The sequence below is a fragment of the Xanthomonas euvesicatoria genome, assembly GCF_013112235.1.
GTDB classification, from domain to species: Bacteria; Pseudomonadota; Gammaproteobacteria; order Xanthomonadales; family Xanthomonadaceae; genus Xanthomonas; species Xanthomonas euvesicatoria.
In genome coordinates this window covers 2,480,421-2,500,486 of sequence record NZ_JABFFS010000001.1, presented here as the reverse complement: position 1 = coordinate 2,500,486, position 20,066 = coordinate 2,480,421, and the positions used below count along the sequence as shown (strand labels likewise).

Below are 20,066 nucleotides of genomic sequence, written 5' to 3'. Positions count from 1 at the left end.
TCGTGATTAGCGCTCCCCACCAGCGCCAGCCACCCAAAGCTGGCCAAGCAGCTTGGAGCCGATGGTTGCCCGGTGCACCTTGGCCTCGGTATTTCCGAGGGCGCGCATCATCTCTTCCCAGCGTGCGCCCAGGTTGACTTCTCTCTCCGTCTTCAGGTGGACGGCGGCCAAGTCCTTATAGTCGAGCGCGCGCAGCGCGTCGGGGGTGACCGGTCTTTTGGCATGTACGTGGACGAACCAGGGTCGCGGGATGTTTCCATTCGACTGCGGTGTGTGCTCGATACGCACTTCAAAGAGCCTGCCACGGTCGCCAATGTCGTCCTCCGAGCGAAGGCGGTTCGGCGCCGTGACGCGTGCCAGTCCATTCATCGCCAACAGGCGCTCCAGATGCGGCGCACGTGGCTGCGGATCGGTCTTGAGCGCATCGGCTTCGCGCCGTTTGAAATCGTGCTCGATCCTCTGGAGAAGACGCAGCCGCGTGTCGAGGTGGTCGATGCGCGCGTCTCCTGCACCGAGCTTGCCTTTGAGCTGCAGCACACGCTCACTGGATCCGAACCAACCCTGCATGGTGATCCTGGCAGAATCGAAGGCCGTCGCCGCGTCATATCTGGAGTCGCCGATCAGCCGCTCTACGTCGGTGGTGTCCTTGCCAAGGCGCTTGGCGAGCGCGATGAAATCACCGCCGAGTTCTGCTACCGGCAACGACTCCAGACGCGTGCCTTTCAGTATCTCGTCGGCCTGCTTTTGCGCTGCGCTGCGCTCATCCATGACCCGCCGCGCGGGCGCTGCCGCCGAGCTGGAAGCATCAGGCGTGCGCACGCGTGCCTTGCGCGACCGGCTCGATTTGCCTGTTGCCGTCGTGGTTGTCGGCACGCTTGATGTTGTCGACGCCGGTGCCTGCCCGGGCGAGGCCGCTGCTGTGCCAATCAGCTGTCTGTCCTGGACGGCGAACTCACACATGTCAACAATCGCCTGACGTTGGTCGGCAAGTGCCTGTGCAAGATCGAGCATCGTCGGCCATAGATGATCTCTGGCATGTTCACCTGCTTCGATGAGCGCGGCGGCATCCATACACAGCTGCGTCGCCGCTCGGCCACGCAGCTCGGCGTATTCGATAAGCACTTGCTTGTACATGGCCAGCATCTGCGGCGTCAGCGAGTGCTCGGTTGAGAGAAAGCGTTCAAGATGGATCTTGGTCAGCTCCGTAAACGCTTGTCCGACCTTGGCTTCCATGCATCTGTCTACTTCTTCGAGCGCGCTCAATCGATCCATCACCTGTCGCAACCCGCAACAACTGGCTTGATCGGAAAGCCTTCTTGAATATATTTCGTACAGCACTCCACGAACGGTTTGCATCCGCGTGTGACAAGATCCCATCGTGATCCTGATGATCGGCAGCTGGGCCTTCAGCACGTCGGGTGGCGCCCGATTCGTCATCGGCGACTTGATACGCCGGAAAACCTCTTCCAACGCTGCAATGACATCAAGAAGATGCGTGCGTAACGCATGCCATGATTCCGGCTGCTGCAGACGGATGGCCTGGACATTAAACCGTGCAAACTGGCTGCTTTCCGCAAGCACAGACCCCAATTCCTGGGTCAATTTGTGATCGATCATTTTTTCGCATGACAGATAGTTCATCGCTGCGGCTTGCCCGAGAGACGAAATCAATCGATCCTCATGGGCTTCGATGTCGGAGGATGACATGCGGCGTTGGATCTTGAGCTCGCTCAGCGCCTGCAAGCCTTGTCGCGCGGATGCGATCGCCGATGCGCCTGACTTGAGCCTTGCTTCAAGGGATCTTGTGTCTGCCACCCCCCTTGGCGCCACGTTTGTGACCAGGTGATTGAACAGTTGCAGCCTGGCCGAGGCCGTGTGCAATACCTCGAGCTGATCTGGTCCTGCTGAGACAGACGCCGAGGTGAAGAGCGGTCCGCGGACGCCCCTGGCGTTAGCGGATGATGATGCAGGCGCACTGGCCCTGGAAGCTCTGGCCGGTCGCGGCGTTCTGATGGCAAGCCCGCTGAGTTGCGTGGAGAGCGCCGCTACCTCGTCAGGCACGCTCGCGTTGGTTGACGCATCCTGTGGCGGCGCCGCTGGTTGAGCGGACTGCGCGGGATCCACTGGGGCTTGATTGGTCGCTCGAACTCTCGGCACGGTGCATCCTCCGACATTGCCATTCTATTGCCACGCATGGACGCCCAGATGCGCCTGTTCTCCGCAGATCCGAGACCTGATGGTCTGGGTATGCGACGGCACCTGGGCCGTTGTGGCTATTGCTGTCCACCAGCGCCAAGCGCCCAAAGCTGGCCAAGCAGCTTGGAGCCGATGGTTGCCCGGTGCACCTTGGCCTCGGTATTTCCGAGGGCGCGCATCATCTCCTCCCAGCGTGCGCCCAGGTTGACTTCTCTCTCCGTCTTCAAGTGGACGGCGGCCAAGTCCTTATAGTCGAGCGCGCGCAGCCCGTCGGGGGTGACCGGTCTTTTGGCATGTACGTGGACGAACCAGGGCCGCGGGATGTTTCCATTCGACTGCGGCGTGTGCTCGATACGCACTTCAAATAGCCTGCCACGGTCGCCAATGTCGTCCTCCGAGCGAAGGCGGCGCGGCGCCGTGACGCGTGCCAGTCCATTCATCGCCAACAGGCGCTCCAGATGCGGCGCACGTGGCTGCGGATCGGTCTTGAGCGCATCGGCTTGGCGCCGCTTGAAATCGTGCTCGATGCTCTGGAGAAGACGCAACCGCGTGTCGAGGTGGTCGATGCGCGCGTCTCCTGCACGGAGCTTGCCTTTGAGCTGCAGCACACGCTCACTGGATCCGAACCAGCCCTGCATGGTGATCCTGGCAGAATCGAAGGCCGTCGCCGCGTCATATCTGGAGTCGCCGACCAGACGCTCTACGTCGGTGGTGTCCTTGCCAAGGCGCTTGGCGAGCGCGATGAAATCACCGCCGAGTTCTGCCACCGGCAACGACTCCAGACGCGTGCCTTTCAGTATCTCGTCGGCCTGCTTTTGCGCTGCGCTGCGCTCGTCCATGACCCGCCGCGCGGGCGCTGCCGCCGAGCTGGAAGCATCAGGCGTGCGCACGCGTGCCCTGCGCGACCGGCTCGATTTGCCTGCTGTCGTCGTGGTTGTCGGCACGCTTGATGTTGTCGACGCCGGTGCCTGCCCGGGCGAAACCGCCGCTGCGCCAAACAGCTGTCTGTCCTGGACGGCGAACTCACACATGTCAACAATTGCCTGACGTTGGTCGGCAAGTGCCTGTGCAAGATCGAGCATCGTCGGCCATAGATGATCTCTGGCATGCTCACCTGCTTCGATGAGCGCGGCGGCATCCACACACAGCTGCATCCCGGCTCGGCCGCGTATCTCGGCGTATTCGACGAGTACCTTTTTGCACCGGGCCAGCCCCTCCGGGGTGAGCGAATGCTCGGTTGAGGAAAAGCGTTCGACATGGACCTGGATCACATGCTTGAGCGCTTCGCCCACCTCAGCATGGTGAAGGCTGTCGATTTCTTCGAGCTCCCTCAGTCCGTCAAGCACCTGGGGCAGGCCGCACTCGCTGGCCTCATCGGCAAGGCGCCTTGAATGTATTTCGACGAGCATTCCGCGGACGGTCTGCATCCGTTCATGGCACGATCCCATCATCGCCCTGACGACCGGGAGATGGTCCTTGAGCGAGTCGCGTGGCCCCTGACCCGTCATCGGCGACCTGATGCGCTGGCAAACCTCCTCCATCGCTGCAAGCGCATTCAGAAGATGCCCGCGTAACGCAAGCCATGGTCCCGGTTGCTGCAGACGCATGGCGTCAGCGGACAACACCACCATCTCGACCCTTTGGGTATTCACATGGCCAAATTCGGTGGCCATTTTCTGATCGATCATCTTCTCGCATGCGCCGTAGTGAAGCGATGCGGCTACTGCGAAATGCGGCACCAGGAAATTCTCGTGTTCTTCGACGTTGTCGACCGGCATGCGTTTTCGGATATTCAGCTCGGCCAGCGCCTGCAAGGCTTGTCGAGCGGATTCGATCGCAGACTTTCCGGATTCGAGTCTTGCTTCCAGCGCTCTGATATCCGCTGGTGCGTCACGTTTTTGTGCCAGGTCGTTGAAGCGTTTCAGCCTGGAAGAGGCCTTGCTCAATACCTCGAAAGGATCTGGCCCTTGCGGAACTGGCGCCGCGGCAAAGAGCGCCGCCATGACGTCCTGTGCGTTGGTGGACGATGCCGCTGGAAGATTGGCTCTGGAGGCTCGGCCCAGCCGTCGCGGCCTGATGGAAAGCCCGCCGAGTTGCGCTGAGGGCGCCGCACTGGCGGCAGAGCTACTTGCGGCTGATCCCGAGCCCGATGGTGTCGGTGCAGTTTGAATCAATTGCGCGGGATCCGGTGGGGCCTGCTTGGTCGATTCAATTTTAGGCACGGTGCATCCTCCGATATCGCCATTCGATTTGCTCGCACACCGCGCCCAGTTTTCCCCGTCCCGGAATGTGCGTGGAACGTGGCGGAGCCTTACGCCAGGCCTTGCGAGCCGGCAGCGATGCGTGTTGCCACTGCGTGGCGCAGTCACCGCGTGACCCGTGCCATGGCGCTCGAACCGCCTGCCTCATCGTGTTGCATGCTGCAGTGCCTGCCTCACTCACTGCTGGCTCGACCCGGCATTGTTCATCATGCAATTGCGGATGACGTGCAGCAAAAACCGTGTTGCCGTTTCAACGCAGGAACCACGACCCACTCATGTCGATGTGCGTGACATCGCTGCCTTAGTAAACCACCGAATGCGGCGCGGTTTGCATGCGGCGCGAATGCGTGGTGACTGAGACGAAGACGAGCCGGCTGCGCATGCAGTTGTTCAATGACCAGACGAGGCGGTCAAGGCATCTCCCAATAACTTGGGCACCTCTCAAGACCCGTCATCATGTCCGATGCCTTTGAATCATCGGCACAACGCTCAGGAATCAAGAAACGACGCAATGTTGCAGATCCGGTGGACGCCTATCCATGGCAAGCCCTAGTTCGGAAACCTCAGCAGGCAGTTCGAGAGAATTTTCAGGCTCAACGCACGTCTTGCGCATGCACGTTGAGATCGCCCCGCCCTCTACACTGTTTCGGCTGAAAACTGCTGCGCATTCGCCAACGCACGATATTCGCGCGGCGTCATGCCCACCGCTTGCTTGAATTGCCGCGCGAACGCGCTTTGGTCGCTGAAGCCGCAAGCGTGGCCGATTTCGGTAAGGCTCTTGTTTCCGTGCAGCAGATGCATCGCCATCTGCAGACGCAGCTTGGCCAACACTTGCTGCGGCGTGAGCTGGAATACCTTGCGGAACGAGCGCTGCAGCTTGGACATGGAAAACCCGGTGATCTCCACCAGCGCCTGCATGCGGACGTTCTGCGCGTAATTGGCGTTGAGATACGCCAGCGCAAGTCGCAGCTTTTCGTACTGCGATTCGTGCCCGTCCTGCGGGCCCAGATCGCGCGAGATGCCGATGATGCCCTGCACCTTGCCATTCACCAGCAACGGACGCTTGCAGGTCAGGCACCAGCCAGGCTCACGGTTAGCGAACAGGTGGAGCTCCAGCAGGTTGTCGATCACCTCGCCGGCCAGCACCTGCTCGTCCTGATTGGCGTAATTGGCGCCCAGGCCACTGGGATAGACCTCGGCAACACGCTTGCCGATCAGGTCCTTGCGCGATTTCAGCCCCAGCCGCCGCAGCATGGTCTGGTTGACGTGGGTGTAGCGGCCCTCGCGATCCTTGACGAAGAACAACACGTCCGGCACGGCATCGAACAACGCTTCAAGATCGGCAGGATCGATGCTCTTCATGCGAGAGGGTTCATGCAGGGCAAGGTGCTCGAGACCGGGAAAGGCGCATCAAACCAGGCGCGCGATTGAAACGATTCGCCCCTGCCGCGCCATGATACGCCGCATGCGCGATCGGCCTGCGGCCGGAGGACTCAGCGCGAGGTGTTGCCTGCGTCCACTGCCGCCGGTGCAGGCTTGGCATCTCCCGCCGCAGCGGTCGGGTTACCGATGCGATCCAGCGGCACCTGTCGCGCACGCCAGCTCTGCACCACCGCCGCACCGGCCTGTGAGCCCACCTGCACGCGCAGCCGCGCGCTGCCGCCGGGCGCGATGAACTCGATCTCGCAGTCGCCCGCGGCCATGCAGCTATCGGCCGCAAGGGGATCCACCAGTTGCCAGCCTTGCTCCATCACCGCCTGCGCAAACGCGCGATACCCCATGCCGGATTTCAGCACGGCCGGCAATGGCACGCTCGTATCGCCGCCTTGCTCGGAAGACGCAACCGCCACCGGGGCGCGCGCGGGCGCAACGGCAGGCCGCGACGCGGCGCCCAGGGCGGGACTGCAGATCAGAGCGATTACCCACAATGCGGGGCGGAACGACGTGCGCATGCAAACGGTCCTTGCGGTCCTGGCAGGGAACTGGGAAGAGGAAGATGCGCTAGTTTGACATGCCTGTGATGCGCTGCGGCAATTGCATTTGGGATGCATTGGCCCGTGATCTGCACAGCGGCGCTGCAACCGGTTCACGCCAAGCGTGCTCATCCAGCGCACGGGATGTCAGTGGAACGGCCAGACGCTCCGGATCGACAATTGCCGCCGGCAGACTCATCGGTATCAGCGCGTCCACCGCCGATCCGGTCGCCATCGTCGCAAGCAAGCTGCATCATTGCGGTTTGCGCGCGGAGTTCCCGATGGCCATTGCCAACGCTTCAACCACGACGTCTTCAACCTATGCAGTCGGCCAGCTATGGCGCTGCCGCGGGCGCAGTGCCGCCGAAACGCCGCTACTGCTGATCAACCAGATCGATACGCATCCGCAGGGAGGCCAGATCCTGCACGTGACCATCAGCGACGTCCAGGTCCGTCATGCGGGAATGCCCAACGGAACGCTTGACACGCTGCCGCACATTCCGGTGATTGCACAGACGCTGGAGCGCAGCGCTGCCGAACATGTCGGCGACAGCACGCCCAATCAGGCGTATCTGCCCGGGTATGCCGAGTGGAAGGCCGCGTTCGACGCCGGGCGTGCCGGCTCGTTCGGGATTGCGGTGTCGGAAATTCTGGACATCGTGGAAGGCCAGCTGGCCAAACGCGGCTAGCACTGCGCAGGTGTCAGGTGGGCATGGACTGCCGGCAAGACTGCGGTGCACGCGCGGCAGATGCGAGGTGGAATAACCGCTGCTTGCTCTGGCGGTGCGCGAGCACTCCAGGCGCAACGGGCAGGATGCGGTTGCCGAAACGCTGACTTCGACAACGCCCATCGCCCAGGGAACGCATTCGCTCAAGCAACCGACACGCCGCGCCTGGCGGCGTGTCGGTCGTCCGTCACTGGCCGATATGCTGCTTCAACCAGCCATTGACGGTGTCATGCCACAGGATGCTGTTGTCCGGCTTGAGTACCCAGTGGTTCTCGTCCGGGAAATACAGGAACTTGGAATCGATGCCCTTGCGCTGCAGCGCGGTGAAGGCAGCCAGGCCCTGTTCGACCGGAATGCGGAAATCCTGCTGGCCGTGGATCACCAGCATCGGCACCTTCCACTTGTCTACGTGCAGCACCGGGTTGAACTTCTCGTAGCCGGCCGGGTTCTGCCACGGCGTGCCGCCATTTTCCCACTCGCTGAACCATAGTTCCTCGGTGGCATAGCCCATGGTGCGGTTGTCGAAGACGCCGTCGTGGTCGACCAGGCACTTCCATGGTTGATTCCAGTTGCCTGCCATCCAATAGACCATGTAGCCGCCGTAGCTGGCGCCCAATGCGCAGGCCTTGTCGCCGTTGAGGAAGCCGTACTGCTTCTGCGCGGCGGCCCAGCCTTTTTGCAGATCTTCCAGCGGGCGGTCGCCCCAATGCTGGCTGATGGCGTCGGTGAATTCCTGGCCGTAGCCGGTGGAGCCGTGGAAATCGATCATCACCACCGCGTAGCCCTGGCCGGCGTAGGTCTGCGGATTCCAGCGGTTGCTCCAGCCATTGCCGAAGCTGCCCTGCGGGCCGCCGTGGATCAGGAACGCCACCGGGTAAGTCTTGCCCTGCTGGTAGTTGTACGGCTTGACCACGTAGCCGTGCACGGTGTCGTTGTTCCAGCCCTTGAACTGGAACTGCTCGTAGTCGCCGAACTGCACGTCCGGCAACAATTCGCCCGCGCTCTGGCTGATCGCGCGCAGCCCCTGGCCTTGCGTGTCGCTGACGAAGATCTGGTCACCGCTCTTGAGCGAGTTGCGGGTGAAGGCCAGCGTATTGCCGGCCAGCGTGGGGGCGTGCACGCTACCCTCGCCCACCAGCTTGGTCGCCTCGCCGCTGGCGATGTCGATCTTGAACAGCGGATGCTCGCCGAGTTCGTCGGCACTGGTGTAGAGGCTGGCACCGTCTTCGCTCAACACGATCTCGCCCGCCGAGCGGTCCCACTTCGGCGCGATCTCGCGCGTCTTGCCGCTGACCACATCCATCGCCATCAGGCCGAAGCGGTCGGCCTCGAAGCCCGGGCGCTTCATGGCGCGGTAGTACAGCGTCTTGCCGTCGGTGCTGAACACCGGGCCGGCATCCCAGGCCGGGTTGGCCGCGGTCAGGTTGACCGGCGCGGACTTGCCGGTCGCATCCAGGCGGTACAGATCGAAGTTGGTCTGCCACGGCTCGTCGTTGCCGGTGGGCTTGCCGCTGGCCTTGGCATTCTTGCTCGCCTCCGGGCCATGCGGCTGCGGAATGCGCACGCTGGCCACCACGCTGCTGCCATCGGGCGACCAGGTGTAATCGTCGTTGCCGCCGAACGGCTTGGACGGCGCGTCGCCGGCCAACGTGGCGCTGATCGCCGATGCCCCGACCACTGCCTTGGCACCGGCCGCAGGCAACTCGGCCACGAACAGGGTGTTGCGGCGGCCATCGTTCCAGGTGTCCCAATGACGCACGAACAACTGGTCGTACACCACGCCGCTGGCCTTGTTGTTCTTGAGCTCGCCCAGCTTCTTCTTGGTGCAGCCCAGGTCCGAGCCGCAGTCCTGGAACACGCCCGCGCTGAAGGCGATGCGCTTGCCGTCCGGCGAGAGCTTGTAGCTGTCCACGTCCACCGCAAATGCGGTGAGTTGCTGCGGCGTGCCGCCGGCCATCGGCTGCGCGTAGAGCTGCTGGCTACCGGATTTGCTGCTGAGGAAGTACACCGTCTTGCCGTCCGGCGACAACGCCGGGCTGTTGACGTTCCATCCTTCCGGGGTGAGCCGCTTGGGCGGCGCCAGATCGCGCGTGCGCAGATTGCGCACCCACAGGCTGGTGGCCGGCTTGCCATTGGCGGTCTTGGCCTGGCGCTTGGCGAACAGCACCACGCTGCCATCCGGGCTGAGCGTAGGCGAGGACACCCGGTCCAGCGCCACCATGTCGCGCACATCGAAACCGCGCGCAGCGGCAAGGCTTGGCAGGGCAGCCAGCAAACACAGGGGCAGTACGGCGTGACGCAGCTTCATCGAGATCTCCGGCAACGGCAAAACGTCGATGGTAGGCGTTGCTGCGGCGCACGCGCAAAGGCAGGAGGTCCTGCGGCGCGACGCGGTGCGCCGCGCACGCATGCGCAGACCATGCCGCCTGCACGCGACACGGGCGGCTGGGCGCTTTAGAGCGGCTTGCAAAACGTAGCGAGCAATCGTCAGGTGGGTGCGGACGGCGCGCAGAAACCGGCGTGTACGCGTGGTACATGCCGATTCCGGGCACCGGCCGCGCCCGCCTGGCGGCTGCGCAGTCGTTTTGTTCGCTGCTCTTAGAAGCGGTGCGACAAGCCGACGTAGACCTGGGTGTCGGGCGTGCGGTCGTTGAGGCCGAAATTGGCGCCTACGTCCAGCTGCAGGAGCGGATTGAGCAGATACGACGCCGCGATATCGGCCGAGTACTGCTCCACGGTCTGCGCCGGATCGCGGTTGATGGAGGACCACACCTCCACCGCCATCGACAACTTTGGTGTCAGTGGGCGCGCCAGATTGATCACGTTGACGATGGCCACATGCTTGCCGCTGCCATCGCTGTCGGCCAACCAATCCAGTTCCGGACCGAACGTCAGCGAGAAGCTGCTGGGCAGCACGAAGTTGACCGGCAGCGCCAGGCCGCCTTCCCAGGTGTCGTTGCCCAGGCCGGTACGCGCGGTGGGTGCCTTCACGAACGGCAGCAGCGCCACGCTGGCGGTGTCGCTCTCGTACACACGCGCCTTCATGCGCAGATAGAGATCGCCGCCGCCGCTCAGGCTGCTGCGCGCGCCGGTGGCGCGGTCGGTGGTCTTGACCTGTAGCTGCGGCGCCCAGTTGAGTTGCAGATCGATGCGGTCGCTGACGCCGTACTTGAGCGTGGGATTGGTGAAGTACGCCGTCTCTGTGCGTGTGCCGGGCTGGCTGTCGCGCGTGTAATTGCCGATGTCGGTTTCCAGCTGCCACTCGCCAGCCGGCACGGTGCAGGTGGCATTGGCCTTGGTCGGCCGATCGGTGCAAAGCGCCGCGTCGGTGGCGTCTTGCGCCTGCGCCTGAACTGCGAGGCTGCTCAGCGCTGCCGTAACGATGACGGCGAGCAGTGTCTTGCGGGAAGACGAGCGCGAGGTGATGGTGGGCATTGCGGTGATTCCAGGGCAAAGCGCGGCACGAATCGCATGACCGTGCCGCGTTGAAGAGTGGGAGGTGGTGCGTTACGACGCGCGGTATGGCGGCGCTGCGCTTGGTCAACGGTGCCGCAACTGCGGTTTTTTCGGGCGGCGTCGGTGCGGTCGCGATGCGATGCACACGCCCACTGCAGGGAAGTGCGCGGGCTTGCACTGCCAGACACTTGCCTGGCGTTGTGGCGTCATGCACAGCGCATGAGCGCACCACGGTCTACCGGGTGGTTGGGATCAGATCAGTCCAGCATGCAGCACTCGTGGCGCACCGTTGTGCGGGAGACGGCACGATAAGCAGCAGCGGCATAAAGTCGCTATGCACGGCAGTTGCGCAGGGCGTAAAGCCGGCGCAAAGACATTGAATCTGGATGGCGGGTTAGCGGATGGCTGTGCAGGCCGCGATGCCCGCATGCGGCAGTGCTGCACGGTTTGCATGCGGTGTGCAGGACGCAGTGGCAGCGATGCAATCGAAACGGCGAATCGAGCTCCATCGTGCGCAGGACCTGGCGCCATTGCAGCGCTGGCATGTCTTCGCCAGGTAAAGCCCGGGGGCCCAGACAGCTGTTTCCCGTTCCCTCACAGCTGTGCTGGATCAAGCTGCGCGCACAACCAGGCGCGGCTTGCAGATGGCGCATGCGGGGCGCATGCGGGGCGCATGCGCCATCTGGCATCACACTCAGGCGGCCTGTTCGCCGCGCTTGCCAACGCGATACAGCAGCCAGCCGACCAGGGCCAGAATCGCCAGGCCGACCCACTGGTTGAGCTGCAGCGCGGCCGGTAATGCCAGCACGTCGGCGCGGCTGGACAACACGATCGGCACCGCAATGGCGATGCCCATCAACGCCTCGCCGGTGATCAGGCCAGCGGCAAACAGCACGCCCGGGCGATGCACGCGGTCACGGCCGTCTTCGTCGTCGGCACGGATGTTGTGGAAGCGCTCCACCAGATGCGCGATCAGGCCGCCGAGGAAGATCGGCACCATCAGTTCCAGCGGCAGATAGATGCCGATGGCCGCGGCCAGCACCGGTACACGGAAGCGCTTGCCGTTGGCCTTCAACCATTCGTCCAGCGCGATGATGGCCGCGCCCACGCCGGCACCGATCGCGATCATGCTCCACGGCAGCTGGCCACCGAACAGGCCCTTGGCCACCGAGGCCATCAGCGTCGCCTGCGGCGCGCCCAGCGAGTTGGGATGCTGTGGCGTTGCTGGGCCGATGCCGTAGGCTTGAGCCAGCAGGTTCAGCACCGGCGCCATGATCAACGCGCACGAGAACGCGCCAATACCCAGCATCAGCTGCTGTTTCCACGGTGTGGCACCGACCAGATAACCGGCCTTGAGATCCTGCAGGTTGTCCCCGCCCACCGCCGCCGCGCAGCACACCACCGCACCGATCATGATCGCGGCCACTGCGCCCAGCGGTGCAGCGCCGATACCCACCGGCACCAGGCCGCTCTTGCCGAGCAGCAACACCAGCACCGCCGAGGCGAACAGGATGGTGGAGATGGTGATGCCCGACACCGGGTTGTTGGAAGAGCCGATCAAACCGGCCAGATAGCCCGAAACGGACACGAACAGGAAGCCGGCCACGATCATGATGATGGTCATCGGGATCGACACATGCCACTGCTGCACGATGGCCTGATACAGGCCCAGCAGCGGCAGCGTGCACAGCACCAGCGCCACCAGCATCCACTTCATCGGCAGATCGCGCTCGGTCTCTGCAACCACGCCGCCGCCACTCTTGCGCGCAGCGGCAAAGCCGCTCTTGACGCCGGAAAGCAGCGATTTCCGCAGCGAGAACAAGGTCCACACGCCGCCGATCAACATCGCGCCGACACCCAGGTAGCGAATCTTCGCGCCCCAGATGCCGAACGCTGCATCGGCAGCCGACGCATCGACCAGGCTCTGCGCCAGGGCCGGGTCCGAGCCCATGAAGAACTGCTGATACAGCGGGATGGCGATGTGCCAGGACAGGATCGAGCCGGACAGCACCACGATGCCCACGTTCAACCCGACGATGTAGCCCACGCCCAGCAGCGCCGGCGACAGGTTGGTGCCGATATAGCCCACCAGCCGGCTGCTGCCCAGGTAGGTGGCCTGCGCCCAGGTGTCGGGAATCACGCGCAGGCCGCTGGCCGCAGCCAGCTTGACCAGCGCACCGATGGCGCCGGAGATGGCCAGGATCTTCAAGCCCGGGCCGGGATTTTCGCCGGCCTTGAGCACTTCGGCCGCCGCCTTGCCTTCGGGGAACGGCAGCGGGTCTTCAACGATCATCGAGCGACGCAACGGCACCGAGAACAACACGCCAAGCAGGCCGCCCATGCCGGCGATGCCGAGCACCCACCAGTACTTGAAGTCCGGCCAGTAGCCCATGATCACCAGCGCGGGGATGGTGAAGATCACCCCGGCCGCGATCGACGAGCCGGCCGACGCACCGGTCTGGACGATGTTGTTCTCCAGAATGGTGCCGCCGCCCAGCAGGCGCAGCACACCCATCGACACGACGGCTGCCGGGATGGCGGTGGCGATGGTCAGGCCGGCGAACAGGCCGAGGTAGGCATTGGCGGCCGAAAGCACGACCGCCAGCACGATGGCCAGCGCGACGGCACGGAAGGTGAGCTGGCGCGGCTGCGCGTCGTGGCTCATTGGGCATTCCCCTGTAGGCAAAAATCCGCACCACGCTAGCGCCTGCGTCCACGCGAGTCCAGCTGCGGCGCGGCGTGACAGTGTGCGTGCGATGGCGGGTGGACGTCGCAGGGGCAACCGACGCACGCGCTGCCGGCTGGGTTGCAATCTGTCCGATCGCGGCGGTATCCGGCGCGTTGGCTGTTGAGGACGCGGGCACGTTTCGAACCACGCTCACCCCCAGCGTCGATACAGGTGCGCCGCGCCGTGCAACTGGCGTCAGCTGCTGCCGGGTGGATGTTATTGCGCTAACGCGCCTGCCGGGATCTGCGCCCGGCGCGGCGATCACTGCACGGCAACAGCCCGACACCGCGCGTGCGACGCCAGGCGCAGAAGAGTGCGCGTGCGCCGCTACGCCGGGAATGACGCAGCAGCGCATCCTGCCGAGGGTTAGTGCAGCAACTCGGCAAAGGCGCGATCAGCCTCGATGACCTCCGGCAGCGCGGCGAACAACGCGTCCAGATCCACGCCGTCCATCAGCGGGCTGCGTATCGCTTCCAATGCCGCCGCGGTGGCGCCGCCATGCGCATGCAGCGCATCGCAGACCAGTACCGCCTGGGCCACCAGCAATGGCATGCGTGCCCCGTCCGGGGCCGCGGCGGGCCGGACCTGGTACGCGATGGCGTGCTGGATCACCACGGGCAGCTGCCAGCGCCGTGCCAGCTCGGCCCCGACTTCCGGGTAGCCGAAGCCCAGTTGCAGGGTTTCTTCGGCCGCATGACCGGCAGAGGAGGTTTCGTGATTGATGCGGCTGGCGTATTCCGGCGCACCGGACTGGATCAAGAGCTCGCCGATGTTGTGCATCATCCCGCAGGTGAAGGCCGTCTCCGGGTCCAGCCCCTGCTGGCGCGCCAGCAGGCGGCAGATGCCGGCCACTTCGAAACTGTGCCGCCAGAAGGCCTTGAGGTCGAAGCCCGGGCCAGCCCGGAACGCGCCCGTCATCGCCGAAGCCAGCACCAGCGTGCGCAGGGTATTGAAGCCCAGCCGCATGGCCGCGTCTTCCACGCTGGTGGAATCGCGCAGGCCATGGAAGCGCGCCGAATTGGCCAGCCGCAACACTTTGGCGGCAATCACCGGATCGCGCTCGATACTATGCGCCAGCGTATCGATATCGGTCTGCGGATCGTCGAATTGACGGATCAGGTCTTGCGCCACCTTGGGCACGGTGGGCAAGGTGTGCAACTGGTCGAACAACGCCTCCAACTTCATGATCGCCTCGTGGGTGAAAGACAAGCCAGCGCGGCTGCGCGGACCTGCATGGTGTAGCACGGACCGGTTCACTGCCAATGACCGACGGCAGGATGATTCACTCAGGCTTCTGGCTGGGTCTGTACAGCGCACTGCCTCACCGCGTGGCCCAACTGACAGGAGAGGCAAGCGAACTGGACAGTTCGACGAGGCGACCGTCTCGGTGACCCTCAGTCGGCCTTGGCGCCACCCAGCGATTTGGATAAAAACGCCAACAGCTGGGTGTAGAACGCGCGTCGATGGGGCTCGGTGTAGAAGCCGTGGCCTTCTGTGTCGAAGTACAGCGTTTCCACTGGGGTGCCGGCCTGGCGCAACGCTGCTTCCATTCGCTTGCTGTGCTGGATGGGCGCGCGCTCGTCTTCGCCCCCTGCAGCCAGAAACACCGGCACCTTGATCTGCCTGGCCAGACTGACCGGCGAACGCGCGGCCAGGGTGGCCGGATCGCCCAACCATTGCTTGAGATAGTTCTCGCCGGAACCGCGCTTCTGGATATCGCCGCTGGTGAACATCATCGGCAAGTCGTAGACGCCCACATACCCGGCCGCGCACGCATACAGGCCCGATTCCTTGGCCGCCCCCATCAGGGCTGCGTACGCACCGTAACTGGCGCCAAAGATGCAGATCTTGCGTGCGTCCGCATACCCCTGGTCAATCGCCCAACGCGTTGCATCGGTCACATCGTCCTGCATGGTGCCGCCCCACTGACGCGCGCCGGCGTGCTGGAAGTGGCGCCCATAATTGCCAGAGCCGCGGAAATTGATCTGCAGCACCGCATAACCCGCTTGCGCCAGCAGTTGCGCATCGTCGTCGAACTGCCAGCTGTCGAAGATCTCGAAGGGACCGCCATGGGGCATCACCACCGTTGGCAGATGTTTGTCGCCCCCACTGCGCGGCAGCGTGAGATACCCATGCAGTGGCACCCCGTCACGTGCCTGCAGTGCAATCGGCTGCACGGTGGCCGTGCGCTCGGGGTCGAACCAGTCGCGCCGACTGATCACATGCTGGGCTTTGTTCTCTTGCGTATCGAACACGTAGAAATCGCCAGGGTTGCTGCCCGAATAGGCTTCAAGCATCACGTAGCGACCGTCTTTGGTGCTGGAGGTCACGCGCACCGCATTGCCGGCAAAGGCCGCCTCCAGGCTGTGATACATCCGCGCCTGTGCCCCATGCTCGTCGAAAAAGCGGGTGCGGGGACGGTCGGCCATGAAAATGGCGCCGACCGGGATGGTGGTGCCGTTGCGGTAGATGATCTCCAGTGGGTCGGCCACCGCGTCGCGCAATACCTGCTCACGGCGATTGGCCTGGATGTCCCAGCCGACGATCGCATCGGGGCCGTCGGCACTTTGCACGCGCAAGTACGCAATGCGCTCGTCTTGCGAAAAACCCAGCGGTGTTTCGACATGGCCACTGACCTGCTCGTCATTGATCAGCGCCCATTCGTCGCCCGCGCCCTTGCGGTAATACAGCTTGCTGACGTTGTCCGAGCCCGCCCCCTGCGCAAAGTGCACCTGCCCATGATGGTCGGTGGTGAAGCTGGCGCGCTGAATCGGCGCACGCGCAAGCGGGAGGCGGCGGCCGGTGGTGACGTCGAGCTTTTCTGCGCGCGTATAAGGATCCTGCCCCGACATCGGCCAGATCGCCACGATCACGCTGCGGTCGTCGTCGGGCAAGGGGTCGGTCAGGAATGCGGCCACCGCTTCGGTCTTCTTGACCTTGATGTTGGTGCCAAGGCCGGTGCCGCGTGCGCGGTAACCCACCAGCAACTCGGCTCCGGTGCCATCGGCATTGATGGCATACAGCTCGCCGGTCGGCAGCGGCTTGTCGAGCAAGCCGTACTTCTGTGCAATGGAGATCAACACGCGGGTGTCGCTGACCCAGGCGAAATCGCTCACGTAGGTGTTTTTTTCCAGCACGAAGGTGGCGCCGATGCTGTTGTCCGAACGCCGCATGATCGCAAGGGCGGTCTTGTCTTCCATCGGCACGGTCGCGGCGAAATACGCGCCGCTGGGCGATAGCTTGATGTCGGCGAACTTGTCCTTCTTGATATAGGCGCCGACATCCACCTGGGCCGTGGCAGTGCCGGCCGCCATCAGCAGCACCAAGGCCGCAGGAATGATCCATTTCCGCATGTACGACTCCGTGTTGTAGGCAAACCGATGGCGAAATCTAGCAGCAATCCATGCACCTAAAAAGCGTCAATGGAAATCGCGCGAGGGCAGCTGCATGTCGCCGAGCAGGTTGCTGAGGTCGTACAGGTCGCCGGCGATGAGATGCTCTACGCCGTCCACGCGTTCCCAGCGACCGCGCACGGCGAGCAGGCGCGATTCCAGTAGCGCACGGCGGCGACGCAGCGCAAGGTGCGACCAGACGATGACGTTGATCATGCCCTGCTCGTCTTCCAGGGTGACGAAGATGGTGCCCTTGGCGGTGGCCGGGCGCTGGCGCTGGGTAACCAGGCCGGCCACATGCACGCCGCTGCCATGGCGGCGGCCCTGCAATTCGCGCAGGCCCAGGATGCGCCGCTGGCGCATCTGCGGGCGCAGCAGCGCCATCGGGTGCTGGCGCAGACTCAGGCCGACCGAGCGGTAATCGGCAAGGATTTCTTCGCCGGCGCGCGGCGCCTCGAACGCCACCGGGCGCTCCTCCGGGCTGCCCGGCAACAGGGGGCGGCGCGCCTCCACGCCGGCCATTGCCCAGCGCGCGGCGTTGCGGTTGCCCACCATGCCGTGCAAAGCGCCGGCTTCTGCCAATGCCAGGCGTGCTTTTTCGTCGAGTGCGGCGCGCAGGCACAGATCGCCGATATCGGCGAACGCCCGCTGCGTGCGTGCGGCAACGATGCGCTGCGCCACCACTTGCGACAGTCCGGCAACCTGCCGCATGCCCAGCCGGATCGCCGGTTGTTCGCCGGGATCGACAGCGCTGCGCCACGGCCGGCCACCGACCAGGGCGTTGTCCCAGTCGCTGTGCAATACATCCACCGGCAGCACCTCCACACGCTCGCGCTCGGGGCTGCCGCGGCGCGCATCCTGCACGATCTGGCTGGCCGAATAGAAACCCATCGGCTGCGCGTTGAGCAGCCCGCAGGCGAAGGCGGCCGGCTCGTGGCGTTTGAGCCAGCAGCTGGCGTAGACGAGCTTGGCGAACGAGGCGGCATGGCTCTGCGGAAAACCGTAGGAACCGAAACCCTTGATCTGTTCGAAGATCTGGTCGATGAAGCTGGAGGCGTAGCCTTTGCCTTCCATCAATGCGCGAATGCGCACGCGATGCGATTCCATGTCGCCACCGCGGCGCCAGGCCGCCATCGAACGGCGTAGCTTGTCGGCCTCGTCAGGGTCGTAGCCGGCGTGGATCACCAACTCCATGACCTGCTCCTGGAACAGCGGAATCCCCAATGTCGGCCCGAGAATTTGCTCTACGCCTTCGGAGGGATAGTTGATCAGGCTCTTGTCCTTGCGACGTTGCAGGTACGGATGCACCATGTCGCCCTGGATCGGGCCAGGGCGCACGATCGCCACTTCGATGACCAGGTCGTAGAACTCTGCCGGTTTGAGCCTTGGCAGCATGGCCATCTGCGCACGCGACTCGATCTGGAACACGCCGACCGTATCGGCGCGCTGGATCATCTTGTAGGTCGCCGCATCCTCATCCGGCAAGGTCGCCAACGTGTAGTCGCGATGACGGTGGCCACGCACCAGGTCCAGCGTCTTGCGAATGCAGGTCAGCATGCCCAGGGCCAGGCAATCGACCTTGAGCAGCTTCATGGTTTCCAGATCGTCCTTGTCCCACTGGATGATGGTGCGGTCGGCCATCGCGGCATTTTCCACCGGTACCAGCAACGACAACGGCTCGTCGGAGATGACGAATCCGCCCACGTGCTGCGACAGATGCCGTGGGTGATCGCGCAGGTGGTCTGTCACGAGCAGGATCTTGTTGATCAGCGGGTTGGCCAGATCGAAGCCGGCTTCTTCGATGCGCTGTTCCATCGGCGTTTCGCCATTGCCCCAGCCATAGCAATTGGCCAGCAAGGCAATCTGGTCCGGTGGCAGGCCGAAGGCCTTGGCCACGTCGCGCACCGCGCTCTTGCCGCGATAGCAGATCACCGTCGCCGCCAGCGCTGCGCGTTCGCGCCCGTATTTGGCGTAGACGTATTGCAACACCTCCTCGCGGCGTTCGTGCTCGAAATCCACGTCGATGTCAGGCGGCTCGTTACGCGCCTTGGACAAGAAGCGCGAGATCAACAATCGCGTCTTGCTCGGATCAACCGAGGTGATGCCCAGTGCATAGCAGACTGCCGAATTTGCTGAAGATCCACGCCCCTGGCACAGGATGTCTTTGGAACGCGCAAACCGCACCACATCCTGTACTGTGAGAAAGAAAGCCTCGTATTCCAGTTCGGCGATCAACGCCAATTCGTTCTCGATGTCGTCGCGTATTTTCTTCGGCACCCCATCCGGCCAGCGCTCCCGCATCCCGGCTTCAGTGAGCTGACGCAGATAACTGGCAGGCGTATGCCCCTGCGGCACCAATTCTCTGGGATAGGTGTATTGGAGCTTGGAAATGTCGAAGGTGCAGCGTTGCGCCAGCTCCACCGTGGCCTGCAACAACCCATCCGGGTAGATATTGCCCAACGCGCGCCGGGTGCGCAGATGGCGCTCGCCATTGCGGAACAGGTGTGCGCCGCATTCGGCCAGCGGCAGCGTGTGGCGGATGGCGGTCAAGGTGTCTTGCACGATGCGCTCGCGACGCTGCGCCATATGTACATCGCCGCTGGCCAACGCGGTCATGCCCAACTGCTGCGCCAGCGCTTGCAGGACCTGCAGGCGTGCGACATCGTCCTGTTCGCGATGCAATTCCACTGCCAGAAACGCCCGCTCGCCGAAGACTTGTTGCAACCAGGCACCCTGCTCTGCCTGCGGCTGCGCGCCGGGTAGCCACAGTGCAAACACGCCCGGCGCCACATCGCGAAACTGCGCTTGCACCTCGGCCCGCCCCAAGCGATAAGCGCCCTTGCTGGCCGCGCGCCGCGCGGTGGTGATCAACCCGCACAGCTGCGGGTAACCGTGCGCGTTTTCCACCAGCAGCACGAAGCGGGTGCCATCGACCAGGGCGAATTCGCTACCGACGATCAACCGCACCCCGGTGGCGCGCGACGCTTCCAGGCCACGCACGATGCCGGCCAGCGAGCATTCGTCGGTGATGGCCAAGGCGCTGTAGCCGCAGTGTTGTGCGCGCACGAACAGCTGTTCGGCGCTGGAGGCGCCACGCAGGAACGAGAAGTCCGACAGGCAGTGCAGCTCGGCATAGGCGGGCAAGCCATCGGCAACGTGCGCATGGCTGATGTCGTCGTTGGCCGCGCGCAACCGTGCGGCCACATTCCAGGCGCGCGGCATGCGCCCGCCGGGCGTGTCGCGGTCTACGCCATCGATGGCGTCATCCCAGCTCATGGACGGCTACCTTCAACAGCGCGCTGCGCCAGACGGTTTTTGCAATGCGCAGCAGA

Annotated in this window: 11 protein-coding genes and 1 other RNA gene; 1 reads left to right on the top strand and 11 read right to left on the bottom strand. The window is 64.0% G+C overall.

Going from position 1 to position 20,066, the window contains the following annotated elements:
* Positions 1–6 precede the first annotated feature (6 nt).
* The 4 genes from xopP (HLH45_RS10805) to HLH45_RS10790 form a co-directional block, all read right to left on the bottom strand.
* The gene (gene xopP, locus HLH45_RS10805; protein WP_046933245.1) at positions 7–2,157 is read right to left on the bottom strand and encodes a type III secretion system effector XopP; all 2,151 of its coding nucleotides are present in this window, start codon (positions 2,155–2,157) and stop codon (positions 7–9) included.
* A 116-nt stretch (positions 2,158–2,273) separates the two neighbouring features.
* Positions 2,274–4,418 carry a type III secretion system effector XopP gene (xopP, locus tag HLH45_RS10800; protein ID WP_046933462.1) on the bottom strand — a complete coding sequence of 715 codons (2,145 nt, stop codon included), beginning with the start codon at positions 4,416–4,418 and terminating at the stop codon, positions 2,274–2,276.
* 675 nt (positions 4,419–5,093) lie between these two features.
* Complete coding sequence (locus HLH45_RS10795; RefSeq protein ID WP_008578160.1) at positions 5,094–5,819, bottom strand: AraC family transcriptional regulator; 726 nt, start codon at positions 5,817–5,819, stop codon at positions 5,094–5,096.
* 131 nt (positions 5,820–5,950) lie between these two features.
* Positions 5,951–6,409, bottom strand: coding sequence for a hypothetical protein (locus HLH45_RS10790; protein WP_011346711.1), 459 nt, complete (start codon positions 6,407–6,409; stop codon positions 5,951–5,953).
* A gap of 284 nt (positions 6,410–6,693) precedes the next feature.
* Here HLH45_RS10790 and HLH45_RS10785 point away from each other — a divergent pair, with 284 nt between their 5' ends.
* Positions 6,694–7,119 (top strand): hypothetical protein, encoded by a 426-nt coding sequence (locus tag HLH45_RS10785; protein ID WP_370486015.1) that lies wholly within the window; start codon positions 6,694–6,696, stop codon positions 7,117–7,119.
* Positions 7,120–7,345: 226 nt separating this feature from the next.
* Here HLH45_RS10785 and HLH45_RS10780 read toward each other — a convergent pair whose 3' ends face one another.
* The 7 genes from HLH45_RS10780 to HLH45_RS10745 all read right to left on the bottom strand — a co-directional run bounded on the left by HLH45_RS10780 (position 7,346) and on the right by HLH45_RS10745 (position 20,010).
* On the bottom strand, positions 7,346–9,466 hold the full coding sequence (locus tag HLH45_RS10780) for an alpha/beta hydrolase family protein (RefSeq protein ID WP_008578164.1): 2,121 nt from the start codon (positions 9,464–9,466) through the stop codon (positions 7,346–7,348).
* A 153-nt stretch (positions 9,467–9,619) separates the two neighbouring features.
* Positions 9,620–9,695, bottom strand: a non-coding RNA gene (locus tag HLH45_RS10775) — sX9 sRNA.
* A 61-nt stretch (positions 9,696–9,756) separates the two neighbouring features.
* Positions 9,757–10,593, bottom strand: coding sequence for a transporter (locus tag HLH45_RS10770; RefSeq protein ID WP_008571897.1), 837 nt, complete (start codon positions 10,591–10,593; stop codon positions 9,757–9,759).
* A gap of 715 nt (positions 10,594–11,308) precedes the next feature.
* Positions 11,309–13,279, bottom strand: a complete 1,971-nt coding sequence (locus tag HLH45_RS10765; protein ID WP_008571898.1) for an OPT family oligopeptide transporter — start codon at positions 13,277–13,279, stop codon at positions 11,309–11,311.
* A 429-nt stretch (positions 13,280–13,708) separates the two neighbouring features.
* The gene (locus tag HLH45_RS10760) at positions 13,709–14,527 is read right to left on the bottom strand and encodes an HDOD domain-containing protein (protein WP_033478574.1); all 819 of its coding nucleotides are present in this window, start codon (positions 14,525–14,527) and stop codon (positions 13,709–13,711) included.
* Positions 14,528–14,736: 209 nt separating this feature from the next.
* Positions 14,737–16,329, bottom strand: a complete 1,593-nt coding sequence (locus HLH45_RS10755; RefSeq protein ID WP_033478577.1) for an alpha/beta hydrolase family protein — start codon at positions 16,327–16,329, stop codon at positions 14,737–14,739.
* 432 nt (positions 16,330–16,761) lie between these two features.
* Positions 16,762–20,010 (bottom strand): error-prone DNA polymerase, encoded by a 3,249-nt coding sequence (locus HLH45_RS10745; protein ID WP_008571901.1) that lies wholly within the window; start codon positions 20,008–20,010, stop codon positions 16,762–16,764.
* Positions 20,011–20,066 lie beyond the last annotated feature (56 nt).

Bases quoted from the DNA above. Each gene is read 5' to 3' on its own strand.
- HLH45_RS10780 (WP_008578164.1), bottom strand. From the start codon at position 9,466: ATGAAGCTGCGTCACGCCGTACTGCCCCTGTGTTTGCTGGCTGCCCTG.
- HLH45_RS10760 (WP_033478574.1), bottom strand. From the start codon at position 14,527: ATGAAGTTGGAGGCGTTGTTCGACCAGTTGCACACCTTGCCCACCGTG.
- HLH45_RS10790 (WP_011346711.1), bottom strand. From the start codon at position 6,409: ATGCGCACGTCGTTCCGCCCCGCATTGTGGGTAATCGCTCTGATCTGC.
- HLH45_RS10770 (WP_008571897.1), bottom strand. From the start codon at position 10,593: ATGCCCACCATCACCTCGCGCTCGTCTTCCCGCAAGACACTGCTCGCC.
- HLH45_RS10745 (WP_008571901.1), bottom strand. From the start codon at position 20,010: ATGAGCTGGGATGACGCCATCGATGGCGTAGACCGCGACACGCCCGGC.
- HLH45_RS10795 (WP_008578160.1), bottom strand. From the start codon at position 5,819: ATGAAGAGCATCGATCCTGCCGATCTTGAAGCGTTGTTCGATGCCGTG.
- HLH45_RS10765 (WP_008571898.1), bottom strand. From the start codon at position 13,279: ATGAGCCACGACGCGCAGCCGCGCCAGCTCACCTTCCGTGCCGTCGCG.